Below are 19,883 nucleotides of genomic sequence, written 5' to 3' on the forward strand. Positions count from 1 at the left end.
CGCAAGACCGCGCGTAGCGTCGCGCGTATGACCGTCACCGTTCGCGACCTCCGCCCCGACGACCCCTCGGACGCGGAAGCCGTCGTGCGGGTACGCCGCGCCGCCCTCCCCTTCCTGATCACCACCGCCGGGAGCGTCGCCTTCGAAGTGGCCTCCGCCCACCCGGCCCGCCACTTCCGCCTGCTCGTCGCCGAGGCCGGCGGCGGCCTGGTCGTCGGGACCGCCCAGGTCGGCATCGCCCACGACGCCGTCGAGCCCGGCCAGTCGTACGTCAACGTCTACGTCGACCCCGCCCACCGCGGCCTCGGCGCGGGCACCCGGCTGCTCCGCACGGCCGAGGAACACCTCGCCCGCCGCGGCGCGGTGGACGCCTACGCCTGGGTCCTCGACGAGCCGGCCCACCGCGCCTTCGCCGTGCGGCACGGCTACCGCCCCAGCCGCTCCGCGCACTTCCTGCGCCTCGACCTCGCGGCGGCTGCGCTGCCGGCGCTGCCGCGGCCGCTGCCGGACGGGGTCGAGCTGCGCCCGGGATCGGCCTTCGCCGCGGACCCGAGGCCCCTCTTCCTCGCCGACGCGGAGGCGTCCTGCGACGAACCGGGCGACGTCCCGGCCCCGCTCGACGACTACGAGGACTGGCTGGCGCGCACCTGGAACCATCCGGCCCTCGACAAGGAGCTGACCACCGCCGTCCTGGTCGACGGCGCGGTGGCCGCCTTCAGCGCCGCGCAGACCGACGGCCGCGCCCGCTACGGCTCGGCGATGACCGGCACCCTGCGCGCCTTCCGGGGCCGGGGCCTGGCCAAGCTCGCCAAGACGGACTCCCTGCTCCGGGCCCGCGCGGCCGGCTACACGGAGGCGTTCACCGGCAACGATGCGGGGAACGGGCCGATGCTCGCGGTCAACGAGTGGTTCGGGTACGAGATCTGCGCGACCGAGACGCGCTTCACGAAGAAGCTGGAGACACCGTGAACGAGCAGTACCTGACCGTGGTCCTGACCAAGGCCGGACGTACCAAGATCCGCTATCCGGCGGTCCCGGTGGCCGATGACGGCGACCGGATCTCCGTACGCGCCCCCTGGGCGGCCGAGGGCGTACGGGACTTCGGCTTCGTGCGCTTCGAGCCGGGCGACGTGTTCGTCGAGCACTTCTGGCGCACGCGCTGGTACGCGGTCAAGGAGGTCCGGACCGGCGAGGGGGTCCTCAAGGGCTGGTACTGCGACGTCACCCGCCCGGCGCTGCTGCGGGGCGGGGAGATCCTGGTGGACGACCTGGACCTCGACCTGTGGGTCTCGGCGGACGGGAGCTCCGTCCTGCGGCTGGACGAGGACGAGTTCGCCGCGAGCGGCCTCGCCACGTCGGACCCGGAGGCGGCCGCCCAAGCCGTCCGCGCCCTGGACGCGCTGGACGAGCAGGCCCGCACCCCGGCCGGACTGTCCGCGCTCCTGCGCTAGGCCGTGAGGGCGGGAGGGCGGGCGGAGCCGTCCGGCTGCGCCGTCGCCCTCCCGTGGGGAGCCGGGAGGGCGACGGCCCGGGTGGTCCGGGGCCACACCATATGCACGGGATGCGGCTGCGGAAAGGCATATGACAAGGGAAGTTCCCGGGCGGAGTTTCAGGCGTCCTCGTCGTAGACCCCGGCCTCCACTTCGAGGGCGAGTTCCTGCAGGACCTCGATCGCGGAGACGTCGGTCCGGCCGCCGTCGTGCGCGATGGCGAGACTGGTGAAGGCCAGGCTGAATCCGGCGACCATGGTCTGCAGGGCGGGCCCGAGCGCCTCCGCGACCAGGCGGGCCACCTGCTGCGGGGAGGACTCGGCGGGCACGCTGATCGAGGGCAGCATCTCGTTCATCAGCTTGGTGACGACCCTCGACTCCAGCTCGGGACCGTCGTCGTCCTCGCCGGCCTCCGCGGCCCGGCGGATCTCCTGGGCTTCGGTGAGGATGCCGATGACCCGCTTGAGTACCTCTGCGCGCTCCATTCCGGGAGGGTAGCCGTGATCACCCGCCCCGAAACGGACTCCGGCCCCTCATCTCCCGCCCGGCCCGCAGGTCCCGCCCGGCCCTCGTGTCCCGCCCTACCCCCAGGTCCCACGCGACCCGGACGCCGCAACGCCTCCTAGGGTGGGCCCGGTACGCGGGCAAAAGGAGCGGGAACTGTGCGAACAGAGCGAATAGAGCGGCACCGTGTGGACGAGTCCGCGCTGTCGGCGGCGCGTGAGGACTTCGCCCACCGGATCGGCGGACAGGTCCACTCCATGGCGAAGGCCGGCCGGGTGACCGCGTGGGAGTGGTGGCTGATAGCCGACCGGTTCCGCGACTACCTGGGCGCGCTCTCCGTCGAGACGCCCGACCTCGACACCCCGGAGGCGGAGGCGGCCCTCGGCGACGCCGCCGAGGCCGCCGCCGGCGCCGTGGCGTACGCCGCGTACTACCCCCACAACCCCTTCGACGTCTTCCTGCGCCACACCGGCTTCGGGCTGCGCTACGAGGCCGGGGAGGACGGCGGCCGGGAGGCCGTGAGCGCGGACCGCTGGATCGAGGCCTTCTGCCTCGCGATCCTCGTCGACAGGACCGGACACCACGGTGAGGCCTTCCACTTCGCCCGCGTCGAGCCCCAGCGGGGCATGGCCGGATCGCCGTCGTGCGAGCTGGTCGACGGCCTGCTCGCGTACGTCGGCGGGATCACCGGGGAGGACGGCCGGAGCGTCCCGCCGTCCCCGCGGGACAAGACCGCCGCGCTCGACGCGGCGCTCGCCCGGCTCCGCAGCCGGGACGCCGGGAGCCCGGAGGACCTCGCCGGCCACCCGCACGCCGCCGGGCTCCGCGCGCTGCGCGCCCTGGCGGGCGGCGACCGGGACTCCTTCCGCGGCGAGTTGGCCGCGCTGCTGCTGCCGTACGCCTCCCTGGGCAGCCGCGGCGCCGCTCCCCGCACCCTGCTCCCCCTCCTCCCGCTGGCGCTGGCCGCGCTCGCGTTCCGCCGCGAGGGCTGGCAGCGGCCCTTCGACACCGGGTACCTGCCGCGGGCGCTGGTCACCGGGTTCCGGGCCGCCGGACCCCGGGTCGGGGCGTACGGCCGGGACCGGCGGCCGGACGCGGTCGCCGCGCTCGCCGCGGGACCGGTGGTGGTCGAGCGGCCCGGTCCGCTGCGGCCCGTGCACCCGCAGAGCGAGGCACTGTACGAGCGGTCCACCCGCGAGGCCCTCGCCCCGGCCCCCGGGGAGCCGCCCGCCGTCTGGCGGCTGGCGCAGGCCGCGCACTACCAGAAGCTCCTGTTCACGGCGCGCGCCGGCCAGTCCGCGGACGCCACGGACGCGCAGGTGGAGAACCTGCGCCTGGAGGCCCGGCTGAACGCCGTGGTCTTCCGGGCGGCGCTCGCCGAGCCCGGCACGGAGATCGAGGTGACGGTGTGGGGCGAGCGGCTCGCGTACCCGGCGCACCGGGGCGGGGAGACGGGTCCCGGGCCGTGGCACGCGGCCGTGAACGTCGCCCTGGTCACCGGCCGCCGCGAGGACCTGGCCCCGCTCGTCCTCGCCGGCCCCGCCCTCCACCAGGAGGACCGGTCCGCCTCGGCCTCCTACCGCCGGGCCCTGCACGACTACCTGCGCGGCGTGGACCCCGAGCCGGCCACCGATCTGGCGGTGGGCGCGACCGGGCAGATCAGGGACTGGGGCTTCGAGGCGCCGCCCGCCGTCCTCCTCTCCCAGCTGGTCGAGGGCGACGAGGAGAGCTTCAACCTGGCCCTGCTGGACGCCCTCGAAGCCCATCGCGACCACTACCTGGTCGGGGACCGCGCCGACACCATCGACGCGGCGTTGAGCCTCGACGTCCTGGCGCTGGCCTGCCACGCCCGGCGCCGCGGCTGGAGCATCAGGGTCGAGTCGCCCTACCTGCCGCCGCGCCTGCTCCGGGCGGCGCAGCCGTTCTAGGGCGCGCCCCGGGGGCGGTTCCTGAGCGGCCTCTTTCCCCCGCCTTAAGCGGAGCCTAAGGATCAGCTTGAGGAGGCCCGATACGGCCGAACGGCGGTTGGGGCGGGCTAGCTTGGCGGGGCCAGGGAGGTCCAGGGCGGCGCCGGTTCCCCGTCGGGTCCGGCGCCGCACGGCCCGACACCGCTGGCGCCCCTGCCTTGTGCCCGAAGGAGATCCACCCATGCCCGCACGCCGCACCGCCCTCCGCCTCGCATCCGCCGGTCTCGCCCCCCTCGCGGTGGCCGCGTACGGCGCCGCCCCCGCGACCGCCCACGGATCGATGACGGACCCGGTCAGCCGGGTGGCGGCGTGCTACGCGGAAGGGCCGGAGTCCCCGAAGTCCGCCGCGTGCAAGGCGGCGGTGGCGGCGAGCGGGGCGCAGGCGTTCTACGACTGGAACGCGGTGAACATCGCCAACGCGGCCGGCCAGAGCAAGGCGCTGATCCCGGACGGGCAGCTGTGCTCGGCGGGCAACAGCAAGTACAAGGGGCTGGACCTGGCCCGCGCGGACTGGCCGTCCAGCCCGATGGCGGCGGGCGCGCACACCTTCCGCTACAAGGGGACCGCGCCCCACCGGGGGTCCTTCGAGCTGTACGTGACGAAGGACGGGTACGACCCGACGAAGCCGCTGAAGTGGTCCGACCTGGAGTCCGCGCCGTTCGCGAAGGCCACCGACCCGGGCATGCAGAACGGCGACTACGTCTTCTCCGGTACCGTGCCGAAGAAGTCCGGCCGCCACCTGGTCTACAGCGTCTGGCAGCGCTCGGACAGCCCGGAGGCCTTCTACACCTGCTCGGACGTGGTCTTCGGCAAGGACACCGGCGGCGCGGGCACGGGCACCGGCACCGGCACCACCCCGTCCACCAAGCCGAGTGGAAAGCCGAGTGGAAAGCCGAGCGCCGAGGCGGGCTCCAAGCCCTCGGGGAACCCCGCCGACCAGGCCTCCGACCCGTCCGACCAGTCCTCCGCCGGGCCGGCGGAGCAGCCCGGCGCCGGCGGGGACGGTCCGGCGGCCCAGGTCCCGACGGACCAGCAGATCGCCGCCGGCGCGGACAAGTCCTCCGTGGAGCACAACGGCCACGGCGACAACGACCCGAAGACGAACGGCGCGGCGGCCGCGGCCGCCCTCCCGGCTCCGTCCCCGGACGGCCCGAACCTGGCGGAGACCGGCGGCAGCAGCGCCACCCCGGTCCTCGCGATCGGCGGGGCGGCTGTCCTGGCGGCCGGTGCGGCCGTGCTGTTCGGTGTGGCCCGCCGCCGTACGACGGCGGGCCGCCACGGCCGCTAGTCACCTCCGGCCGGCCGCTGTTCCCGCGGTCGGCCGCTGGCTCCCCGCCCCCCGCAGGGCTCCGGACCACCTGTGCGTCAGTCGAAGACCGATGCGCAGGTGGTCCGTTCGGCGTGTGCCGGGTCGAGGGCGTTCAGCGCCTCGTGCCAGGCGATCCGGTCGGTGAGTCCGATGGCGACGTGCTCCGAGAGGTCCACGGCGCAGAGGTCCTGGAGGACGACGTTCCGTACGTTCGGGCCGTCCAGGAACTGGGACCGGTACGGGGTGACCACCTGGTCGTACCTGGTCGAGATCACGGTGTACGCGACTCCGGGAACGGTGTCCCCGCCCGCGTTCAGCTTGTTCTGGAAGGCCGAGCCGGCGATCTGGTCGGCGAGGCCCGGGGTCGCGGAGCTGATGAGGTCCTCGGCGCCGGGGAAGTACGGGAGCAGTTTGGTCAGACCGAGCAGGGTGGTGCCGTGGTTGTCGGGGGCGAGGCCGACCAGGGCGTTGACCTTGTCGGCGCCGCCGAGGAACTTCAGGTAGTAGCGCGGCATCATGCCGCCCTGCGAGTGCCCGATGATGTCGGTCTCCGCAGAGCCGGTGGCGGCGAGCACCCGGTCGACGAACACGTCGAGCTGGCCGGCGGACTTCTCGATGGGGCCGAGCCCGTTGAAGAAGGGCACACCGGGCAGTTGCCCGTAGTCGAGGGAGTAGACGCAGTACCCGCGGTGGACGAGGTAGGGCGCGAGGCCCAGCCAGTTGTCCACGGAGTTCCCGAAGGTGCCGTGGACGAGCACGACGGGGCGCGGGTGCGCGGCGGACGGCTTGCAGGACCAGTTGTTCCAGCCGCTGCTGGGTGCGGACGCGGCCTGCGCGGCGCCGGTGGGGGCGACGAGTGCGGCGGCGGCGAGGGTGAGGACGGCCAGCGGGCGGAGCAGGCGTCTCCAGGGCAGCATCGTGTGATCTCCTTGCGGTTGCGGCTCAAGGGGATGGGGCGTGGGGATTCGTCCCGTGATCCGGATCACAAGGGGGGTGCTGCTGCCGCCAAATTACGGGCGGGTAGCAAAACTGGGAAGTTACGCGTCGGTAAAAACTCGCGTGTCGTTCCCGGGGCCTGTTACGCAGCCAGCGTGCCGCGAGCGATGGCGTGCGGTCCGAAGCGTGCCCGCACCCGGTCCGTGACGGCCTCCAGGCGGCGGGCCTTCTCGTCCTCCGGGTCCAGACTGAGCTGCTGCGCGGCCCGTTCGGACGGGGTCAGGTCCTCGGCCCGCAGCGACAGCGCGCGGACCCGGGCCCGCTGGAGGCCGAGGCCCTCGTACAGGGCGTAGGCCGTGGCGGTCAGGACGGCGGAGTGCGCGGTGGGTTCAGCCAGGGTGCGGGTGCGGGTGAGCGTGGTGCGGTCGGCGCAGCGGACGGTGAGCGAGAGGGTGCGGCAGACCTGCCCCGGTCCTTGTGTACGAAGCCGGGCACCGAGTTCCTCCGTCAGCGAGAGCAGGGCCCGCCGGTGCCGTACGGGGTCCAGCTCGTCCCGGTCGAAGGGCCGCTCGGCCGCGACGGCGCGGACGGCGGCGCCCGGCAGGACGGCGACGGGGTCGATCCCCCGGGCGCGCTCGTGCACCTCACGGCCGAGCCGGGCCCCGAGGATCCGCCGCAGCGCCGCGGGCGGGGCCGCGGCGACCCGCCCGACGGAGTCGAGCCCGTAGGAGCACAGGGTGCGGGCGGCCTTGGGACCGACCCCGTCGAGGTCGGTGACGGGGCGGCGGGCCAGGAACTCCCGCACGGCGGCGGGCTCGTCGGGAACCACCAGGGTCTCCCCGGGGCGGGCGTCACGGGCGGCGGTCCGGGCCAGCATGGGGTTCCCGGCGACGCCCGCGGCGGCGTCCACCCCGTACAGGGCCAGGGACCGGACCCGGACCACGGCGGCCAGCCGGACGGCGTCGCAGCCGAAGTAGCGCAGCGCGCCCCGGACGTCGGCCAGGGCGGAGTCGGGCGGCAGGGCCTGCACGACGGGGGTGACCCCGCCGAGCAGCGCGAGCACCCCGGCGTACGCCTCGGCTCCGAGCGGCCCCCCGTCGGCGGGGCGCAACCGCAGGCACATCACGGCCCGGCCGGGGGCCGTCATCCCGCGCTCCCGGAGCTGGAGTGCCACAGCTTGCGCCCGGTCGCGGGGCCGGTGCCCGGAGGCTGGATGTCGGCCCAGGGGTTCATCTCGTACCCCGTCGACATCCGGATCCTGCGGTCGGCGCCGGGGCGCGACCCGGCGCCGGCGCCGGCACCGCGACCGGCACCGGAGGCCCGGTCACCGTCCCCGCCGTCGCCCCTGTCGTCGCCGTCACCACCGGGGCGGCCACCGCCGTCGCCACCGCCGTCACCACCACTGACGCCGCCGGAGTCCCCGCCCCCGGCCAGCCGGGCCGCGACCGCGTCCAGGCCGCCCGACGCCCGCAGCTCCACCAGCTCGGCCAGGTTCCACGCCGCCGCCCCGACGACGCTCAGGCTCCGCGGGCCCCGGCGCTGCACGACGCCCCGTACCAGCAACAGGAAGGAGTGGAAGACGGTGTGCGCGCAGCGCTCGTGGCTGTCGTCGAAGAAGGCCAGGTCGACCAGGCCCGTGCCGTCGTCCAGCGTGGTGAAGATGACCCTCCTTCCCGACCGGATCGGCGGGGTCTGGGTGGCCGCCTTGGCCCCGGCGACCAGCACCGTCTGCCCGTGTGCGGCGTCCCCCAGCCGCCGTGCCGGGATCGCTCCCAGCTCGGCCAGGAAGGCCCGGTGGTCCCCCATCAGGTGGCGCGAGGCGTCCATGCCGAGGACCCCGAGCTCGGCACTGAGCCGTTCCGCGTCGGTCAGGTCGGGCAGCCCGACCGAGGCGGTGGACATCCCTCCCTCCAGGGGCAGTTGGGCGGCGCCGCGGGATCCCGCGGCCCGCTGCGCGCCGTGCAGTTCGGTCAGGTGCAGGAGCAGGTCCCGCCGGTTGGCGCCGAACTCGTCCAATGCGCCGACCTGGGCCAGCCGTTCGGCGATCGGGCGCCCCGGGTGCGCCCGGTCCCAGAAGTCGCGCAGGGAGGCGTACGGCTGCCCGTCCTCGATCCGGCGGGCCTCGGCCTCCCCGATGCCGAGGACGTCGGCGAGGCCGAGGCGCAGACCCCACCCCTTACCGGACACCAGTTCGATGCGGTGGGCGACCGCGGACCGGTTCACGTCCAGCGGCAGCACCGGCACGCCCCGGCGCCGCGCGTCCGCCAGCAGCAGCCGCTTGGGGTACATCCCGGGGTCGTGGGTGAGCAGTCCGGCGTAGAAGGCCGCCGGGTGGTGCGCCTTCAGCCACGCCGACTGGTAGGTCGGCACCGCGAAGGCCACCGCGTGCGCCTTGCAGAAGCCGTACGAGCCGAAGGCCTCGACGATCTCCCAGGTCCGGGTGATCACCTCCACCGGGTAGCCGCGCTCGGCCGCCTTCGCCGCGAACCAGACCTTGATCCGCCCCTGCGCCCGGGCGTCGGACAGTCCGCGCCGGACCCGGTCCGCCTCGTCCCGGCCGCAGCCCGTCATGACGTGCACGATCTCGATGATCTGCTCGTGGAAGACCACCACCCCGTACGTCTCGCGCAGCGCGTCGGCCAGGTCGGGGTGCGGGAAGCGGACCGGCGCCCGGCCGTGCCGGGCCTCGATGAAGGGCCGCACCATGTCGGCGGCCACCGGCCCCGGGCGGAAGAGGGAGATGTCGACCACCAGGTCCTGGAAGACCGACGGCTGGAGCCGTCCCACCAGGTCGCGCTGGCCCGGGGATTCGATCTGGAAGCAGCCCAGCGTCTCGGCCGAGCGGATCAGCCGGTACGTCGCCCCGTCGTCCGGCGGCACCTGCGCCGGGTCGTCGAGGTCGAGGTCCTGCCCCGTGCCGCGGCGGATCTCGGCGACCGCGTGCGCCATCGCGGACTGCATCCGCACGCCCAGCACGTCCAGCTTGAGCAGCCCGAGCGCCTCGACGTCGTCCTTGTCGAACTGGGACATGGGGAAGCCCTCGCCGCTGGTGGGCACCACCGGCGTACGGGCGAGCAGCGAGGCGTCGGAAAGCAGCACCCCGCACGGGTGCATGGCGGTCCCGCGCGGCAGCGCGTCCAGCGATTCCACGAGCTCCCACAACCGCCCGTACGACTCCCCGCGCACGTCGCGCAGTTCCGGCAGCTCCTCCAGTGCGACGCGGGCGTCGCGGGCCCGGATGTGCGGGAAGGCCTTGGCGAGCCGGTCGACGGCGGCCGGGTCCATGGACAGGGCGGCGCCGACGTCCCGGATGGCGTGCCGGACCCGGTAGGTCTCGGGCATGGAGACGGTGGCGACCCGCTCGGTGCCGAACCGGTCGATGATGCGCCGGTAGACCTCCAGCCGGCGGGCGGACTCCACGTCGATGTCGATGTCGGGCAGGACGCGCCGGCGCTTGGACAGGAAGCGCTCCATGAGCAGGCCGTGCTCGACGGGGTCGGCGTGCGCGATGCCGAGCAGGTGGTTGACGAGGGAGCCGGCGCCGGAGCCGCGGGCGGCCACCCGGATGCCCATGTCCCGTACGTCGTCCACGACCTGGGCGACCGTCAGGAAGTAGGAGGCGTAGCCGTGGTAGGCGATGACGTCGAGCTCCTGGTGCATCCGGTCCCAGTACGCGCGGTCGCCGGCGTAGCCGCGCAGCACCATGCCGGCGGAGGCCCGGGAGGCGAGGACCCGCTGGGCGCTGCGGCGGGCGGCGCCGACGAGCCGGGCCTCGGGGAAGTGCACGGAGCCGATGCCGAGGTCGTCCTCGGGGTCCACCGCGCAGGCCCCGGCCGTACGCAACGTCTCCGCGAGCAGCCGGCGCGCGTCGGCGGGGCGCAGGCCGGCGGCCCGGGCGATGCGGTCGGCGGCGTCGGCCATGGCGGCGGGGCCCTTGAGCCAGCGCTCGCCGGTGTCGAGGGGGCCCCGGGGGTCGACGGGGACCAGACGGCGGGAGGCGTCGAGGACGTCGGCGACCGGGCCCTGGCCGGGGTCGGCGTACCGGACGGCGTTGGTCAGCACGGCCGGGACGCCCTGTTCGGCGGCGAAGCCGACGGTACGGGCGGCCAGCCGGAGCGAGCCGGGTCCGGTGCCGGTGCGGCCGTGGTGGACGGCCTCCAGGCGCAGGGAGTCCCCGTAGACCTCCCGCCAGGGCGCGAGGAGCCGGGCGGCCCGGTCCGGGCGCCCGGCGGCGAGCCCCCGCCCCACCTCGGAGCCGGGGCCGAGCAGCACGAACACACCGTCTCCGCCCAGGGCGCCCCAGGGCACCACCGGCCGGCCGCCCCCGGCGCCCGCGGTGGCCCCGCCGGCGTGGGCGGCGGTGACCAGGCGGCACAGCTCGGCCCATCCGGCGGCCCCGTCCCGGGCCAGGAAGACCGCGCGGGGGGCGGACTCGTCGACGAAGGCCCCGCCCTTGACGGGATTGCGCCGCCGGTACGACACCTCGCCGAAGCGCGCGCCCGGCCCGAGAGGTGCATCCGATCCGGGAGCGGAGCCCGGCCCCGGGCCGGGACCCGGGCCGGTCGGGCCCCCCGACCCGGCCGACCCGGGGGCACCGGGGGCACCGGGGGCTGCGGAGGCGCCCGACCGCGCCGGAGGCGACACTGCCAGGTCGGCCCCGAACAGCGGCCGGATGCCCGCCTCCGCGCACGCCTTGGCGAACCGCACCGCGCCCGCCAGGGAGTCGCGGTCGGTCAGGGCGAGGGCGTCCATCCCCCGCTCGGCGGCGCGTTCCGCGAGCCGCTCGGGGTGTGAGCCTCCGTAGCGCACGGAGAACCCCGAAACGGTGTGCAGATGCGTAAAACCAGGCACCCGCGGCCTCCTGCTTCCCTCGAAAGAACACCTCCCCCGCTCTCCACCATAGAGCAATTCGAATACGCGTGCGAAACACGTGTTCGATCATCCATTCGGTCCTCCCCTGCTGCGACCCAACGCCGTCACGCCGAGCGTGGGGGGCATGACCCAGCCCACCGAGAGCACCGACCCAGGCCCGTCCGGCGGCTTCCTCGCCGAGATCAAGGACGCCGTGACCACCCGGGCAGCCCTGCTGGTCCTGGGAGTGCTGGCCCTCCAGCTCGCCTTCATCACCTCGTACATCGGGGCCTTCCACCACCCGAAGCCGAGCGACATCCCGATCGCGGTGGCCGCCCCCCTCGCGCCGGTCGCCGAGCGGTCCGCGAAGCAGCTCGGCGCCCTGCCGGGCAAGCCGCTCGCTCCCCGTACCGTCAAGGACGAGGCCGCGGCACGCACCCTGATCCAGAACCGGGACGTCGACGCCGCGCTGATCATCGACCCGGCCGGCACCATCGACCGGCTGCTGGTCGCCAGCGGAGCCGGAGCCTCGCTCTCGCAGGCCGTCGAGGAGATCGTCGCCCTGGCCGAACAGAGCCAGGGCCGCACCGTCCGGATCGTCGACGCGGCCCCGGCCGCCGCCGGCGACGGGCGCGGGCTGAGCGCCTTCTACCTGGTCGTCGGCTGGTGCGTGGGCGGCTACCTGTGCGCCGCGATCCTCGCGATCAGCGCCGGCGCCCGTCCCGCGAACTCCGCCCGCGCCGTCATCCGGCTCGGCGCACTGCTCGTGTACTCGATCGCCGCCGGACTCCTGGGCGCGGTCATCGCGGGCCCGGTCCTGGACGCCCTGCCCGGCTCGATCACGGCCCTGTGGGGTCTGGGCACCCTGGTCGTCTTCGCGGTCGGCGCGATCACCCTCGCCCTCCAGGGGCTGGCGGGCGTGGTCGGCATCGGCCTCGCGATCCTACTGGTCGTGGTGTTCGGCAACCCCAGCGCGGGCGGCGCCTACCCGTACCCGCTGCTGCCGCCGTTCTGGAAGGCCATCGGCCCGGCCCTGCCGCCGGGCGCCGGCACGTACGCCGCGCGCTCCATCGCGTACTTCAGGGGCAACGGCGCGGGCGGGCCGATGCTCGTACTGGCCGGCTGGGCCGTCCTCGGCTCCGCCGTGACGCTCGCCTGCGCGGTCTTCCGCCGGGGCAGGCCGGGCGCCGCCGTCGGCAGCGGACTGCCCGACGACGCCCCGTCCGTCCCCCGCTTCGCAGACCGGACGACGGACCCCCGGTGAACACCCCGGGTCAGGCCCGGTGGACGACCTCGCCCGCCACCACGACCACCTCCGCCACCGTGCCGAGCACCCGCTCCGGAGCCACCGCCAGGACGTCCCGCGACCACACCACGAAGTCGGCCGCCTTGCCCACGGTCAGCGACCCGCGGTCCGCCTCCAGGAAGTTCGCGTACGCCGACCCCATCGTGTAGCCGTACACCGCCGACGCCGCGTCCACCGTCTCGCCCGGCAGCCACGGGTCCCCGCCGTCCAGCGGGCGGCGGGTCACCGCCGTGTAGATGCCGACCATCGGGTCCATCTCCGCCACGTTCCAGTCGCTGGAGAAGGCCAGCACGGCTCCCGCCTCCTGCAGGCTCCGCATCGGCCAGGCCTTGTGCCAGCGGTCCTCGCCCACGTTCTCCGCCCAGTCCTGACCAGGACCGGCGATCTCCGGAGCGCAGTGCCTCGGCTGCATGCACGCGACCACGCCCAGCTCGGCGAAGCGCGGCACGTCCGCCGGGTCCAGGCACTCCACGTGCACCACCTGGTGGCGGGCGTCGCGCGGGCCGTTGACGGCGCGGGCGTGCTCCACCGCGTCCAGGACGGTACGGATGCCCCGGTCGCCGGTGGCGTGCACGAAGCACTGGAAGCCCCGCGCGTCCAGCCCGGCCAGCAGCTCCGCGAACTCCTCCGCCGGGTAGAAGGTCTCGCCCCGGTGCGTGCCGCAGCCGGTGTACGGCTCCAGCAGGGCGGCCGTGCGCGGTTCCACCACGTCGTCGATGTACAGCTTGAGCGGGCCCACCCGCAGCCGGTCCCCCGCGTACATCCGGGCGGCCGCCGCGAAGCCGTCGAGCTCCTCCTCGGTGGTGCCCCGCGGGTGGAACAGCGCGGCCACGATCCGCGAGCGCAGCCGGCCCTCCGCCCGGGCGCGCTCGTAGAGCTCCAGGTCGTCGAGGGAGTTCTGCGGTTCCACCACGGTGGTGATGCCGAAGCCGATGGCGTCGTCGAGGCTCTTCACCAGCCGCCCGTACTGCCGTTCCGGCGAGGCCCACGGCACGCCCAGGTCGCGCAGTGCCCGGTGGCCGTCGCGGGAGAGCCCCTTGACGGCGAAGTCCTTGACGAAGCCGGTGGGTTCGCCGGTGCCGGAGTCCACCGCGGCCGTGCCGAAGGGGAGGTCGGTGTGCTCGCGCGTCACGCCCAGGCGCCGCATGGCGGCGGTGTTCAGCCAGGCCGTGTGCACGTCGTACGAGAGCACGATCGCGGGGGTGTCCCCGGTGACCGGGTCGAGGTCGGCCGCGCACGGCATCCGCCCGCCGGGCACGGCCGAGTAGTCGAAGGCCTCGGCCTCGATCCAGTCGGCGTCCGGGTGGGCCTCCCGCCAGGCGCCGATCCGGTCGAGGACCGCCTCCAGGGTGCGGGCCCCGGCCAGCTGGACACAGGCGTCGTCGGAGCCGAGCCGGACGTGGTTGTGCGCGTCGACGAAGCCGGGCAGCACCAGCTTCCCGCCCGCGTCGAGCACCTCGGTGTCCGGGCCGGACCACTGCCCGGCCTCGGCGTCGGGGCCGACCCAGACGATCCGCCCGTCGTACACGGCGAGGGCTTCGGCCTCGGGCAGCTCGGGGTCCACGGTGTGGATGCGCGCTCCGGTGAGCAGCAGGTCGGCGGGGAAGGGGGTGTGTGACATGGGGTGGTGCTCCTGTGCGGCCGGGGCGGGTGCGGTTCGGGTGGGGTGGTTGCGCGGCGGGATGGTTGCGCGGCGGGGCCGGATGCCGGTACCCCGGTGGCCGCGGGGTCGGTACGGCGGGCGCCGAGGTCAGGCGCGGGCGTGCGGGCCGGTGTCCGGCGTACGAGGGCCCCGTACGTGAGACCGGAGACCACGGCGCCGAGCAGGGTGAGGTCGGCCCCGCCGAGCGGGGCCACCAGCGGCCCCGTCCACAGCTCGGAGTCGCAGGTCAGGGCCGCGAAGCCGATGCCCGCCAGCAGGGCCGCCACACCGGCCGGGTGGTAGCCGGAGCGGTACCAGTAGGCGCCGCCCCGCCCGGCGTGCAGCGCGTCGCCGTCGTAGCGGCAGCGGCGCGCCAGCATGTCGGCGAGGAAGACCCCGCCCCAGGGGGCGAAGACGATGATCAGCAGCGAGAGGAAGGAGAGCAGGGAGGTCGTGAAGTCGGTGAGGAACAGCGCGGCCAGCGAGCCGGCGGCCGTCACGGCGGCGCTGATCACGAGGGCGCGGGCCCGGCTCCAGGGGATGCCGAGGACCTGGAGGTTCAGACTGGAGGAGTAGAGGGTGATGATCGAGTTGGTGACGGAGCCGCCGAGCACGAGGGCCAGGAACAGCGGCTGGAACCAGCCCGGCAGCAGCCCCTCGGTCCCCGCGACCGCGTCGGTCATGTCGGTCTGGGTGGCGGCGGCCACTCCCGCGACGCCGAGGGCCACGGAGGAGGCGAAGCCGCCGAGCGCCCCCATCCAGGTGATCGACTTCAGCGAGGTGGTCCGGGGCAGGTAGCGGGTGTAGTCGGCGGGCATCGGCAGGTACGAGAACGGCCCGGCCAGCATGACCACGAAGGCCAGGCTCCAGCCGGACAGGCCGGGGGCGGCGGCGGGGGCGGAGGTGTCGGCGCCGGGCAGGACGAAGACGAGCAGCACGGCGAAGCCGGCGGCGAGGACGTAGGCCATCCAGCGCTCGGCGAACTGCACGGTGGCGTGGCCCCACATCGCGACGGCGAAGGTCAGCGCGAGGGTGAGGGCGAGTGCGAGGGCCCGTGCCCCGTTCCCGGCGCCCAGGCCGGTCTCGGCGAAGAAGACCTCCAGCGCGAGCGTCCCGACCACGGTGTTGACGATGGTGTAGCCGATGCTCACCACCCAGTTGAGGACGCCGGCCGGGATGTTCCCGCGGACCCCGAAGGCCGCACGGGAGATCACCAGGGTGGCGGTGCCGATGCGGATGCCGCCGAGTCCGGCCGCGCTGACGGCGAAGAAGGAGAGCCCGCTGATCACGACCACGGCGGTGGCCTGCCAGAAGGAGAGTCCGAAGGCCACGGCGAGGGCCCCGTTGATGACGTAGGTGAAGGTGAGGTTGGAGCCGAACCAGAGCCAGAAGAGGTCCTTGGCGCTGCCGTGGCGCTCCGCGTCGGGGATGGGGTCGATGCCGCGGGTCTCGACCCGGAAGACCTCGTCGACGTCGGGCGTCGTCTCCTGCTGTGTCATGCGCCGTACCCCTGATCTTCGACCCGCGGGACCTCGCGGGACCGCGGTGGACCGCTGTGGACCGTGCTGGACCGCACTGGACCGTGCCGGACCTTGAATGACGTTCTAAGTTATTGAATGGCATTCAAGATGCGGGGCGCACCGGGGCCGCGTCAAGACCCTGTCCGGGATAAGGTCGGGCGACGAAGATCGGAAGGGCGGACCGGTGGCGGGAGCGGCGCGGCGGCGCGACGGGCAGATCGCCCAGGAGCGGATGCTGGAAGAGGCCATGGCGGCGATCGCCGAGAACGGGCTGGCGGCGCTCACCATGTCCGCGCTCGCCGAGCGGCTCGGCACCAGCGGCGGCCACATCCTGTACTACTTCGGCAGCAAGGACCGCCTGCTGCTGGAGGCGCTGCGCTGGAGTGAGGCCCAACTGGGCCTGGAGCGAGCGCAGTTGCTGAGCCGACGGGTCACCGCACACCGCAAGCTCGCCCTTTTCTCAGAGCTCTACCTGCCGCGGGGCCCGCGCGATCCGCGCTGGACCCTGTGGATCGAACTGTGGGCGCGCACGGCCTCCAACGAGCCGCTGCGCGCCGCCCAGCAGGAGATCGACGACGGCTGGCAGCGCGACCTGGAGGCCCTGCTCTCCAAGGGGGTGGACCAGGGGCGCTTCGCCGTGGGGGACGTGCCCGGCCGCGCCTCGGAGCTGCTGGCCCTGCTGGACGGGCTCAGCACCCGCGTGGTCCTCGGCCAGCCGGGCGCGGACCGGGCGGCCGCCCTGGAACGGGCCCGCTCGGCGACCGCGGCCCTGATCCCGCACCTCTAGGCCCGGCGCACCGCTGATTTCCGGCGACTCGGCCTGACGGGTCAATTCGACACCGGAAAACGGAAGGAGTGACGCCGAAAAGGCCCTTCCCCCGGGGTCGAAGGGCCACCCGCCGGCGTTCGAGCCGCTCTCATCATCCACGTGACCTGGGCATATGCCCAGGACCCAAGGACCTTCAAGCTCTTGTGAAATCCTTCACAAGAATTTCTCCCGAAGTGCGCCCTACCGCGCTCCCCCGGTGATGAGCACAATCACCGTGAGACTCCTGCCGACCGTGAGGGAGGGTGTGCGTGCGCCATCAGGTGCGTACCGCCGACGGACGCGCTCTGACCGTGGAACGCCGGGGGCATCCGGACGGCAGACCGGTGTTCCTGCTCCACGGCATGCCGGGCAGCAGGCTCGGCCCGGCCCCCCGGGGCATGGTCCTCTACCAGCGGCGCATGCAGCTCATCGCCTACGACCGGCCCGGCTACGGCGTCTCCGACCGCCACGCGGGCCGTACCGTCGCCGACGTGGCCGAGGACGTGGCCGCGATCGCCGACGCCCTGGGCCTGGACTCCTTCGCCGTGGCGGGCCGCTCCGGCGGCGCCGCCGGAGCCCTGGCCTGCGCCGCGCTCCTCCCCGACCGGGTCACCCGGACGGCCGCCATGGTGGGCCTGGCCCCCCGGGACGCCGAAGACCTCGACTGGTTCGCCGGAATGGCGGACTCGAACGTCCGGGAGTACACCACCGCCTCCGACGACCCCGAGGAGCTGGCGGCCCGGCTGATCCCCCGGGCCGACGGCATCCGCAAGGACCCCGGCCGGCTCCTGGACGAGCTGCGCCGGGAGCTGACCGCCAACGACCGCATGATCGTCTCGGACGCGGGGCTGCGGTCCATGCTGCTGCGCAACTACCGGGAGGGGCTGCGGACGTCCGCGTACGGCTGGATCGACGACGTCCTGGCCTTCAGCCGCCCCTGGGGGTTCGACCCGGCCGACATCCGCTGCCCGGTGCTGATCTGGCACGGGGAGCTGGACGTGTTCTCACCCGTGGGCCATTCGCGCTGGCTGGCCCGCCGGATTCCGGGCGCGACCACCACCATCGACCCGGCCGCCGCGCACTTCGCCGCCCTGCGCGCACTGCCCGATGTACTGAACTGGCTCCTGCGAGACGTGCCCGCGCCGCCGGTCAGCGAGCAGCAGCCCGCCTGAGGGCCGTCCCGGTGGAGAGGGCCGTCCCCCGGTGGAGAGGGCCGTCCCGGTGGAGCCGAAACCGGGTGACGGTCCGGCCGGCCGGGGGGTTTCACCCGGTTTCACCCGGTGCGGGGACCCGCCGGGTGAAAGGGAGCCTGCCGTCCGGCAAACGGCCGAATACGCCGCCGGAGAAATCCGCCACCGATTCCATGGAACGCTTGACCAGGCGTCATGTCTCGGTTGCCAATGGGGTGTGGCCGAGTAAAGTCCACGCTTGACAGAGCATCCGCTGTTGTCATTTACATGCCCATTCCACATGGCTCCCCCAAGGACGGTGTCGTGAACACTTCCGCAACCCCTTCGGCCCACCCGGTCAAGGCTCGCCGGACCCCGCTCGCCCAGATCGACGTCCGCAGTGCGTCCGCGGCGGCGGCACTCGGCCGCGTACTGCGTGCGGAATCCGGTCGTTCGGTTCAGGCACCGATCTTCAACTCCGCGCTCTGACCCCGAAGTAGGCGCTCTAGACTGGTGGAATGACCGGCCTGATCGCATTTCGCGAGATCGTCCTGAAGGTTCACAGCAGATGCGATCTTGCTTGTGATCATTGCTATGTCTACGAACACGCAGACCAGAGCTGGCGAGCCCGGCCGAAAGTGATCTCCCCCGAGGTCGTTTCGCACACCGCGTCGCGGCTCGCCGAACATGCCCGTGACCATGCACTCCCCTCTGTCACGGTGATCCTCCACGGAGGGGAACCCCTGCTGGCCGGCACCGCCCGGCTCAGGCTCGTGTGCGAGGAGTTCACCCGGGCCCTCGACGGGACCGCCGCCCTCGACCTGCGGATCCACACCAACGGGCTCCAGCTCGGCCGCGCCCACCTCGACCTCTTCGCCGAGTACGGCGTGCGCGTCGGCATCTCCCTCGACGGGGACCGTGCCGCCAACGACCGCCACCGCCGGTTCGCCGACGGCCGCACCAGCCACCCCCTGGTCCTCGCCGCCGTCGCGCTGCTCCGCACCCCGCCCTACCGCCACCTCTACCAGGGCCTGCTCTGCACCGTGGACGTGGCCAACGACCCCGTCGCCGTCCTGGACGCGCTCGTGGCGCTCGAACCCCCGCGCGTGGACTTCCTCCTCCCCCACGCCACCTGGGAGACGCCCCCGGCCCGCCCCGACGGCGTCCCCGACGCGTACGCGCGCTGGCTGCTGCGGGTCTTCGACCGCTGGGAGGGCCTCGGGCGCCCGGTGCCCGTCAGGCTCTTCGAGTCCCTCCTGTCCACCCTGCGCGGCGGCCCCAGCCTGACCGAGTCCCTGGGCCTGGCGCCCACCGACCTCGTCGTCGTCGAGACCGACGGGACCCTGGAGCAGGTGGACTCGCTCAAGAGCGCGTTCGAGGGGGCCGCGGCCACCGGGTTCAACGTCTTCGACCACGCCTTCGACCAGGTCGCGGCCCATCCGGGGGTGCGGGCCCGGCAGCTGGGCCTGGCGGGCGTCAGCGGGACGTGCCGCCGCTGCCCCGTCGTTCGTTCGTGCGGGGGCGGGCTCTACACCCACCGCTACCGGGAGCGGAACGGCTTCGACAACCCCTCCGTGTACTGCACCGACCTGCGCGAGCTCGTCGACGGGGTCGAGGGCCGCACCGCGGACCGGGAGGCCGCCCCGGAGCTGGCCGATCCGGCCGAACTCGCCCGGTCCCAGGAGGAGCTGACCCGGGTGCTGCTGGCGCGGCTCCACGCCGACCTCGCCGCGGGGCGCGACTGGGCGCGGGCCTGGGAGCTGCTGACCGAGCTGGAGCGGGCCGGGGACGCGGGCGCTGACGCGCTGGACGCCGTACTGGACCACCCGTTCACCCGGACGTGGGTACTGGCGGCGCTGGAACCGGCCGCCGGGCAGGACGTGCCCGGCCCCGCCGGGGCGGCGCGGCGGGTGGGTCCCGGGGAGGCGGCGCGGCGGCTGACCGCCCTGACCGCCGCGGCCGTGCTGCGGAGCGGCCTGGACCTGCCGGCCGAGGTGGCCTACCGGGACGGCGAGGTGTACCTGCCGACGCTGGGCCTGCTGCGGCTCGGGGAGCCCGGTACCGAGGGGCGGGCCGCGCTGCGGGCCGCCGACGAGGGGTACGCCGTACGGGACGGCCGCGCCGAGCACCGCTTCGGCGCGGCGGCGGGTGACGCGCGCTGGCAGCCCGTACGGACCTGGTCGCCCGGGCCGGACGCGGCCCCGGTGGCGCTGGAGGACCTCGACCCGTACCGCAACTGCTTCGCCCGCCCGCCCCGGCTCCGGCTCGGCTCCGGGGAGGCGGAGGAGTGGCGCGCCCGGCTGGACGGGGCGTGGGCGCTGCTGCACGCCGCGGTCCCGGAGTTCGCCCGCGCGGCCGCCACCGGGCTGACGACGCTGACG

At 74.4% G+C, this 19,883-nt stretch carries 14 protein-coding genes and 1 pseudogene; 9 read left to right on the forward strand and 6 right to left on the reverse strand.

Annotated features, from left to right (window positions below):
* Positions 1–27: 27 nt before the first annotated feature.
* Positions 28–969, forward strand: a complete 942-nt coding sequence (locus ACFWU6_RS20090; protein WP_383808721.1) for a GNAT family N-acetyltransferase — start codon at positions 28–30, stop codon at positions 967–969.
* Positions 966–1,451, forward strand: a complete 486-nt coding sequence (locus ACFWU6_RS20095) for a DUF402 domain-containing protein (protein ID WP_383808718.1) — start codon at positions 966–968, stop codon at positions 1,449–1,451. The genes ACFWU6_RS20090 and ACFWU6_RS20095 overlap by 4 nt, the downstream gene beginning before the upstream one ends.
* A gap of 158 nt (positions 1,452–1,609) precedes the next feature.
* On the opposite strand, the gene ACFWU6_RS20100 is transcribed toward ACFWU6_RS20095, so the two are convergent.
* Entirely contained in the window at positions 1,610–1,975 is a 366-nt protein-coding gene (locus ACFWU6_RS20100) for a hypothetical protein (RefSeq protein ID WP_383808715.1), read from the reverse strand.
* 177 nt (positions 1,976–2,152) lie between these two features.
* Here ACFWU6_RS20100 and ACFWU6_RS20105 point away from each other — a divergent pair, with 177 nt between their 5' ends.
* Both ACFWU6_RS20105 and ACFWU6_RS20110 read left to right on the forward strand, forming a co-directional pair.
* Positions 2,153–3,922 carry an immunity 49 family protein gene (locus ACFWU6_RS20105; RefSeq protein ID WP_383982254.1) on the forward strand — a complete coding sequence of 590 codons (1,770 nt, stop codon included), beginning with the start codon at positions 2,153–2,155 and terminating at the stop codon, positions 3,920–3,922.
* Positions 3,923–4,142: 220 nt separating this feature from the next.
* Entirely contained in the window at positions 4,143–5,249 is a 1,107-nt protein-coding gene (locus ACFWU6_RS20110) for a lytic polysaccharide monooxygenase (protein WP_383982256.1), read from the forward strand.
* Between the two features lie 77 nt (positions 5,250–5,326).
* Here the strand turns inward: ACFWU6_RS20110 and ACFWU6_RS20115 are convergent, their stop codons facing one another.
* From ACFWU6_RS20115 to ACFWU6_RS20125, 3 genes are all read right to left on the reverse strand, one after another.
* A complete protein-coding gene (locus tag ACFWU6_RS20115; RefSeq protein ID WP_383808059.1) occupies positions 5,327–6,187 on the reverse strand; it encodes an esterase/lipase family protein in 861 nt (286 codons plus the stop codon).
* A gap of 161 nt (positions 6,188–6,348) precedes the next feature.
* Positions 6,349–7,353, reverse strand: coding sequence for a hypothetical protein (locus ACFWU6_RS20120; protein WP_383808062.1), 1,005 nt, complete (start codon positions 7,351–7,353; stop codon positions 6,349–6,351).
* Complete coding sequence (locus tag ACFWU6_RS20125) at positions 7,350–11,057, reverse strand: DNA polymerase III subunit alpha (protein WP_383982258.1); 3,708 nt, start codon at positions 11,055–11,057, stop codon at positions 7,350–7,352. The genes ACFWU6_RS20120 and ACFWU6_RS20125 overlap by 4 nt, the downstream gene beginning before the upstream one ends.
* A 145-nt stretch (positions 11,058–11,202) precedes the next feature.
* Between ACFWU6_RS20125 and ACFWU6_RS20130 the strand changes: the two genes are divergently transcribed.
* A complete protein-coding gene (locus ACFWU6_RS20130; protein WP_383982260.1) occupies positions 11,203–12,321 on the forward strand; it encodes a DUF3533 domain-containing protein in 1,119 nt (372 codons plus the stop codon).
* Between the two features lie 10 nt (positions 12,322–12,331).
* On the opposite strand, the gene ACFWU6_RS20135 is transcribed toward ACFWU6_RS20130, so the two are convergent.
* Together ACFWU6_RS20135 and ACFWU6_RS20140 are read right to left on the reverse strand one after the other, a co-directional pair.
* The gene (locus ACFWU6_RS20135; protein ID WP_383982262.1) at positions 12,332–13,984 is read right to left on the reverse strand and encodes an amidohydrolase; all 1,653 of its coding nucleotides are present in this window, start codon (positions 13,982–13,984) and stop codon (positions 12,332–12,334) included.
* A 143-nt stretch (positions 13,985–14,127) separates the two neighbouring features.
* Positions 14,128–15,504 (reverse strand): annotated as a pseudogene (locus ACFWU6_RS20140) (purine-cytosine permease family protein); the annotation flags it as partial.
* Between the two features lie 205 nt (positions 15,505–15,709).
* Between ACFWU6_RS20140 and ACFWU6_RS20145 the strand changes: the two are divergent.
* The 4 genes from ACFWU6_RS20145 to fxsBH form a co-directional block, all read left to right on the forward strand.
* Entirely contained in the window at positions 15,710–16,312 is a 603-nt protein-coding gene (locus ACFWU6_RS20145; protein WP_383982265.1) for a TetR/AcrR family transcriptional regulator, read from the forward strand.
* A gap of 290 nt (positions 16,313–16,602) precedes the next feature.
* Positions 16,603–17,505, forward strand: a complete 903-nt coding sequence (locus ACFWU6_RS20150; RefSeq protein WP_383808078.1) for an alpha/beta fold hydrolase — start codon at positions 16,603–16,605, stop codon at positions 17,503–17,505.
* Positions 17,506–17,826: 321 nt separating this feature from the next.
* Positions 17,827–17,991, forward strand: a complete 165-nt coding sequence (gene fxsA, locus ACFWU6_RS20155) for an FxSxx-COOH cyclophane-containing RiPP peptide (RefSeq protein ID WP_383808081.1) — start codon at positions 17,827–17,829, stop codon at positions 17,989–17,991.
* Between the two features lie 29 nt (positions 17,992–18,020).
* Positions 18,021–19,883 (forward strand): radical SAM/SPASM protein FxsBH, inactivated beta-hydroxylase extension form (gene fxsBH, locus ACFWU6_RS20160; protein WP_383982267.1); only part of this gene is annotated, 1,863 nt, incomplete at its 3' end.

It is taken from the genome of Streptomyces sp. NPDC058674, from assembly GCF_042716505.1.
In the GTDB taxonomy this organism is placed as follows: domain Bacteria; phylum Actinomycetota; class Actinomycetes; order Streptomycetales; family Streptomycetaceae; genus Streptomyces.

Bases quoted from the DNA above. Each gene is read 5' to 3' on its own strand.
- ACFWU6_RS20100 (WP_383808715.1), bottom strand. From the start codon at position 1,975: ATGGAGCGCGCAGAGGTACTCAAGCGGGTCATCGGCATCCTCACCGAA.
- ACFWU6_RS20130 (WP_383982260.1), top strand. From the start codon at position 11,203: ATGACCCAGCCCACCGAGAGCACCGACCCAGGCCCGTCCGGCGGCTTC.
- ACFWU6_RS20110 (WP_383982256.1), top strand. From the start codon at position 4,143: ATGCCCGCACGCCGCACCGCCCTCCGCCTCGCATCCGCCGGTCTCGCC.
- ACFWU6_RS20115 (WP_383808059.1), bottom strand. From the start codon at position 6,187: ATGCTGCCCTGGAGACGCCTGCTCCGCCCGCTGGCCGTCCTCACCCTC.
- ACFWU6_RS20135 (WP_383982262.1), bottom strand. From the start codon at position 13,984: ATGTCACACACCCCCTTCCCCGCCGACCTGCTGCTCACCGGAGCGCGC.
- ACFWU6_RS20120 (WP_383808062.1), bottom strand. From the start codon at position 7,353: ATGACGGCCCCCGGCCGGGCCGTGATGTGCCTGCGGTTGCGCCCCGCC.
- ACFWU6_RS20090 (WP_383808721.1), top strand. From the start codon at position 28: ATGACCGTCACCGTTCGCGACCTCCGCCCCGACGACCCCTCGGACGCG.